The sequence below is a fragment of the Accumulibacter sp. genome (assembly GCF_016789985.1).
Taxonomy (GTDB): domain Bacteria; phylum Pseudomonadota; class Gammaproteobacteria; order Burkholderiales; family Rhodocyclaceae; genus Accumulibacter.
Genome location: NZ_JAEUOL010000044.1, coordinates 1 through 5488, shown reverse-complemented (window position 1 = coordinate 5488; position 5488 = coordinate 1). Strand labels below are relative to the sequence as shown.

General features: G+C 63.0%; 7 protein-coding genes. 1 reads left to right on the top strand and 6 read right to left on the bottom strand.

The genetic code is table 11. The features are described 5' to 3' along the window. Nucleotides 1-201: 201 nt before the first annotated feature. Nucleotides 202-858 (bottom strand): hypothetical protein, encoded by a 657-nt coding sequence (locus JNK99_RS02425; RefSeq protein WP_291848130.1) that lies wholly within the window; start codon nucleotides 856-858, stop codon nucleotides 202-204. Here JNK99_RS02425 and JNK99_RS02420 point away from each other — a divergent pair. Next, nucleotides 857-1225 carry a carboxymuconolactone decarboxylase family protein gene (locus JNK99_RS02420; protein ID WP_291848127.1) on the top strand — a complete coding sequence of 123 codons (369 nt, stop codon included), beginning with the start codon at nucleotides 857-859 and terminating at the stop codon, nucleotides 1223-1225. The two genes, JNK99_RS02425 and JNK99_RS02420, sit on opposite strands and share 2 nt — an antisense overlap. 123 nt (nucleotides 1226-1348) lie before the next feature. On the opposite strand, the gene grxD is transcribed toward JNK99_RS02420, so the two are convergent. The 5 genes from grxD to JNK99_RS02395 all read right to left on the bottom strand — a co-directional run. Further along, nucleotides 1349-1672, bottom strand: coding sequence for a Grx4 family monothiol glutaredoxin (gene grxD / locus JNK99_RS02415; protein ID WP_291848132.1), 324 nt, complete (start codon nucleotides 1670-1672; stop codon nucleotides 1349-1351). A gap of 57 nt (nucleotides 1673-1729) precedes the next feature. Continuing rightward, nucleotides 1730-2557, bottom strand: coding sequence for a peptide chain release factor N(5)-glutamine methyltransferase (gene prmC, locus JNK99_RS02410; protein WP_291848123.1), 828 nt, complete (start codon nucleotides 2555-2557; stop codon nucleotides 1730-1732). A 40-nt stretch (nucleotides 2558-2597) separates the two neighbouring features. Continuing rightward, entirely contained in the window at nucleotides 2598-3680 is a 1083-nt protein-coding gene (gene prfA, locus JNK99_RS02405) for a peptide chain release factor 1 (protein ID WP_291848120.1), read from the bottom strand. 66 nt (nucleotides 3681-3746) lie between these two features. Then, nucleotides 3747-5009 (bottom strand): glutamyl-tRNA reductase, encoded by a 1263-nt coding sequence (hemA, locus tag JNK99_RS02400; RefSeq protein WP_291848117.1) that lies wholly within the window; start codon nucleotides 5007-5009, stop codon nucleotides 3747-3749. A 106-nt stretch (nucleotides 5010-5115) separates the two neighbouring features. Continuing rightward, nucleotides 5116-5488: EAL domain-containing protein (locus JNK99_RS02395; protein WP_291848114.1), on the bottom strand; the 373-nt coding region annotated here is incomplete at its 5' end.

The window sequence follows — 5488 nt, the reverse complement described above, 5'->3', positions numbered from 1 at the left end:
GACAACAGCGCTACGAAGAACAACAGCGCCAACGAAATATCGCCGCACTCAAGCGCCGCGCCGCCGCGCTCGGTTTCCAGATTAACCCGTTGCAGGCAGCCGCATGAAAACGGTCGCCTTCAGTTCTGTTTCTTGAGAGCCGCGACAGCCGGCAGCAGAAAGCAGCCAGCACTCCCGCCAGACCAGACTGTTGCGCGACGATCACTGGCCGCAGAACGGGGCGACGCCGTTCCAGCCCATCAGCGCCTGCCGCTGATAGCTGGTGCGGACGATGCCGCTGCTCGCATCGAACAATACGTCGAAGCGCGCGAGCTGGTTCCAGGAGTCGCAGAACTGCCATTCCCAGACGAGTTCGTTGCGCTCCTTGAAATAGCTGGTCCATTGCGGCGCCGGCGGACCGATCACGCGCAGCACCGCCTGTTGGCTCATGCCCGGCTGGATGCGTGCAAAGTGTTCCATGTTCAGCACCTGGTCGATCCGCTGCAGACCTCCATCCGGGGCGATGAACACCATGAAGGTCTGCGGACCCGAGGGTCCCCTCGGATAGGCCAGTTGCTCGCTGCCGTCGGCATCCTGCCAGCGCATTGCCGGGTTACCCATCGTCGCCACCACCTGGGCCACGGTCGCCACTCCGGGTCGCAGGCCGCTGCCACTGTAGGCGGCACAAGCCGACAGCAGCCAGGTCGCGCCCAAGACCGACAGGGAGCGCCATGCCAAACGCCCGGGTTGCGTGCCATGTTCTCCCTGTCCAGTGGCGTAAACCGTACCACCGCCGACGCGCGCACGATGCAGGGCTTGCCCATCACACGGGCCCGAGAGTATATTAGCAGTTCCTGATTTTCTGTATGAGGTCATCATGAGCAAATCCTTCAGCACGATCACGCACGACGTCGCGAAAGCCCTCGGCACGCTGCGCCACGACATTCCGGAGACGATGCAGGGCTTCAATGCAATGGCCAAGTCGGCACTCGCTCCGGGCGTCCTGTCCGCCCTCGACAAGGAATTGATCGCCCTGGCAATCGGCGTCGCCAGCCGGTGCGATGCCTGTGTCGGCTTTCATGTCAAGGCACTGATTCGCCTGGGCGTCAGCCGACAGCAATTGATGGAGACGCTCGCCGTTTGCACTTATATGGGTGGTGGTCCAAGCCTCATGTATGCCGCCGAAGCGGTACGCGCCTATGAGGAAATGACTGCCGACAAGGCAGCCTTGGCCAGCGCAGCCTGAGGCAGCGGACGCTCCGGCGCAGACGGCGACATGGGAAGCGGCCCGAGAAGGGCGACGGGAACGCCCTCCTCCGCTCCCGGCCGGGCAAGCCGCCCGGTCGCCTGTCGTTCGGTGGCCGGCCTTTCAAACCGGATCAGCCAGCCCCTCCAGCAGCTTCTGCAACTCGCCATCGGCATACATCTCACGCATGATGTCGCAACCACCAACGAACTCGCCGCGCACATAGAGCTGCGGGATGGTCGGCCAGTTGGCGAATTCCTTGATGCCACTGCGAACCTCGGGATCATCGAGCACGTTGACGCTGAGGTAACTCGACACGCCACAGGCTTTAAGAATCTGCACCGTGACCGCCGAAAACCCACATTGCGGAAACTGCGGCGTGCCCTTCATGTAGAGGACCACCGGGTTGGCCGTTACCTGCTCCTTGATCAGTTGCTGTACATCCATCATCAAACCTCGTAGATCATATGGTTGGGGAAAAATCGCGGTCGGTGGCGCTCCTGCTCAACGCAGGCAGCCGCCGCTGACTCGCTCCAGGTGCGACAGATCGTGCCACGTGACAAGGCCGGACAGATCTCCTTCGCGCAGCAGATGGCGCACTGCCGTTGCCTGATTGTAGCCATGCTCGACCAGCAGCCAACCACCCGGCAACAAATGCCTGCTCGCGCCGCTGACCACCGCCCGGATGCAGTTCAGGCCGTCGCCACCGCGTATGCCATCGGTCAACGCCACCTGCGGCTCAAAGGGCAGACCGTCCCGCCCCAGATGCGGGTCGGCATCGGCGACATACGGCGGGTTGGCAACGATCAGATCGAAACACTCCTCGCCAAGCGGCGCGTACCAATCACCCTGCAGGAACCTGATCTCGGCCGCATGCCGTCGCGCATTCGACCGCGCCACGTCGAGCGCCGCCTGCGAAACATCGACTGCGCTCACCGTCGCCTCCGGAAACAGACATTTCAGGGTCACCGCCAGCACCCCGGAGCCGGTACCGAGATCAAGCACCTTGGCTGCTGGCAGCAGGCGCAAACATTCGATTGCCAGTTCGGCCAGCAGTTCCGTTTCCGGACGCGGAATCAGCACCGCAGGAGAGACCAGGAACTCACGATCATGGAAGGGAGCCGAGCCCAGAAGATAGGCCAGCGGCTCACCAGCCGCCCGGCGCCTGACCAGTTTGTCGAGTCGGGCGACCTGCTCGACCGACAGGCAGCGTGCGGCGTGCGCCAGCAGATCGGCATGCGTGCAGGTCGCCACCTGTTGCACCAGCAAGCGCGCATCGAGCCGGTCGATGCGCTCGCTGGCCAGCCGCCAGGCGTCGCCGAGGCTGGTCATGTGTCCATCCGGTGCGCCGCCGGACCCGGACGGTGGTGCGTCACTCACCTTCCGCCAGCATGGCCAGCTGGTCGGCCTGATACTCTGCCGTCAGGGCAGTGATCAGGTCATCGAGGTCGCCGTCCATGATTGCCTCTATCTTGTACAAGGTAAGATTGATGCGGTGATCGGTAACCCGTCCCTGCGGAAAGTTGTAGGTTCGAATGCGCTCCGAGCGATCACCGCTGCCGATCAGATTCCTGCGTGTCGAGGCGATGCTGGCGTGTTGTTCACGTTCCTGCATGTCCTTGATGCGCGCCACCAGTACCGACAATGCCTGCGCCTTGTTCTTGTGCTGCGAACGATCATCCTGACATTCGACGACGATCCCGGTCGGCAGGTGGGTGATGCGCACTGCCGAATCGGTCTTGTTGATGTGCTGCCCACCCGCACCCGAGGCACGGTAGGTGTCCACCCGTATCTCGCTCGGATTGATCTGCACTTCCTCGAGTGCCTCCGCCTCGGGCATCACCGCCACCGTGCACGCCGAGGTATGGATGCGACCCTGCGTTTCGGTGTCGGGAACACGCTGTACGCGATGACCACCCGACTCGAATTTGAGTCTCGAATAGACCCCATTGCCGACGATCCGCGCAATCACTTCCCGGAAGCCCCCGAGGTCGGAAACGCTTGCCGAAACCACCTCCACCTGCCAGCGCCGGCGTTCGGCATAGCGCACGTACATGCGAAACAGATTGCCGGCAAAGAGCGCCGACTCGTCGCCGCCGGTGCCAGCGCGAATCTCGAGGAACACATTGCGATCGTCGTTGATGTCCTTGGGCAGGAGCAGCCGTTGCAGCTCACCCTCGATCTCCGGCAGGCGCTCCCTCGCCAGTGCAACCTCGACTTCGGCCAGTTCCCGCATTTCAGGGTCGGCCAGCATCTCCAGCCCGGACGAGAGGTCTGCCTGAGTCTGCCGCCATGTCTGATACAGACCCACTACCGGGCCGAGTTCCGCGTGTTCGCGCGACAGTCTGCGATATTCGTCCATGTCGCGAGTCGCCTCGCCACTGGCCAGCATGCGGTCGAGCTCGTCCAGCCGCCCGGTGAGATGATCGAGTTTTTCGCGAATGCTTTCGTTCATGGAAGTTCGACTTTGAGAGGAAGGCTGGGGAAATCGTCAACGCGGCAGGACAGGTCGCTGCCGACTCTACTCGCCGAAGTGGAAGTCCCTAGGCAAGTGGAACAGGCGGGCCACGGCGGACTGCAGCTCGTCGCGTTCACTGCCGGCCTGGGCCAGCGTCTGCGTCGGAGCGTGCAGAAACTTGTTGGTCAGGCGGTGCGAGAACTGGTCAAGCACCTGCGCCGGGTCGTCACCTCTGGCCAGGAGCTTGAGTGCGTGCTCGATCTCGTGCCGACGCGCCCGCTCGGCAGCATCGCGCAATGACCGGATGATCGGCACGGTAGCACGCGTAGACAGCCAGCGCAGGAAACCCTCGACCCGCTCGGCAATGATCGCTTCGGCGTCAACCACCGCCGCCTGGCGCGACTCGAGACCGGACTCGACCAGCTGCGCCAGGTTATCCACCGTGTATAGGAAGACGTCGTCCATCTCGCCCACTTCCGGTTCGATATCGCGTGGCACGGCGAGATCGACCATGAATATCGGACGATGGCGACGCTGCCTGATCGCGCGCTCGACCATCCCCAGACCGATGATCGGCAGCGGACTGGCGGTACACGAGACGACGATGTCGAATTGTGACAAGCGCTCCCCCACCTCCTCGAGGCGGATCGCCGTGCCGCCAAAGCGCCCGGCCAACGCCAGTCCCCGCTCAATCGTCCGATTGGCAATCACCACCTGCTTCGGTTGCTGCGCCGCAAAATGCCGGCCACACAGATCGACCATCTCGCCGGCCCCGATGAACAGGATCTTCTGGTCGGCAATCCGCTCGAAGATGCGCCCGGCCAGACGAACGGCGGCAGCAGCCATGGAGACGATATTGGCCCCGATGGCGGTTGTCGAACGAACCTCCTTGGCCACCGCGAAAGAGTGCTGGAACAGCTTGTGCAAGGTCGTACCGAGCGTACCTGCCTCTTCGGCAAGGCGCGCGGCTTCTTTCATCTGACCGAGAATCTGGGGCTCCCCGAGAACCATCGAATCAAGCCCGCTCGCCACGCGGAAAGCGTGGCGAACTGCGGCACGCTCGGGATAGGTGTAGAGATACGGTTCGATCTCCTGGCGTGCCAGACGATGGTACTCGGCCAGCCACTGGCTCGCCACCTCGGGGACCTCGGTGGCAAAATAGACTTCGGTCCGATTACAGGTCGAAAGAATCGCCGCTTCGTGAACCGGCTTGCGGCGGGTCAGGTCGGTCAGCGCCTGCCGCACCCTCTCGGCGTGGAAAGCCACCTGCTCACGAACCGACAGCGGGGCTGTGTGGTGGTTGATGCCGAGGGTATACAGCGCCATTCTGCGAGGACGGTAAGCGGGTGGGATGAAAGGTCAGCCGATGATTATAGCACCGGCTCCCCCCGCCTCCCGACCAGGCCAGACAGGGCGGCGAACCCAAGCGCAGTCAGGCAATCTCCGCTGCCGGCTTGCCGATGAAGTAGCCTTGTGCGTAGTCAACCCCGAAACTGCGCAGCATGTTGAGGGCGCGCTCATCCTCGACGAACTCGGCCACGGTCTTCTTGCCGAAACCGCGAGCGACCTCGGACAAGGCGCGCACGAAGACCTGATCATCCGGACTATCGACCAGGGTACGCACGAAGGAACCGTCGATCTTGACGTAATCCACCGGCAACTGCTTGACGTAGTTGAAGGAAGAAAAGCCGACGCCGAAGTCGTCGAGCGCGAACTCGCAGCCAAGTTCACGCACTGCGTTCATGAACGTCCGGGCAGCGGAGAAATCGGATACTGCCGCCGTCTCCGTGATCTCGAAGACAACG

Coding starts and splice junctions, on each gene's coding strand:
- prmC (WP_291848123.1), bottom strand. CDS start 2,557: ATGACCAGCCTCGGCGACGCCTGGCGGCTGGCCAGCGAGCGCATCGAC.
- JNK99_RS02425 (WP_291848130.1), bottom strand. CDS start 858: ATGATGACCTCATACAGAAAATCAGGAACTGCTAATATACTCTCGGGC.
- hemA (WP_291848117.1), bottom strand. CDS start 5,009: ATGGCGCTGTATACCCTCGGCATCAACCACCACACAGCCCCGCTGTCG.
- prfA (WP_291848120.1), bottom strand. CDS start 3,680: ATGAACGAAAGCATTCGCGAAAAACTCGATCATCTCACCGGGCGGCTG.
- JNK99_RS02420 (WP_291848127.1), top strand. CDS start 857: ATGAGCAAATCCTTCAGCACGATCACGCACGACGTCGCGAAAGCCCTC.
- grxD (WP_291848132.1), bottom strand. CDS start 1,672: ATGGATGTACAGCAACTGATCAAGGAGCAGGTAACGGCCAACCCGGTG.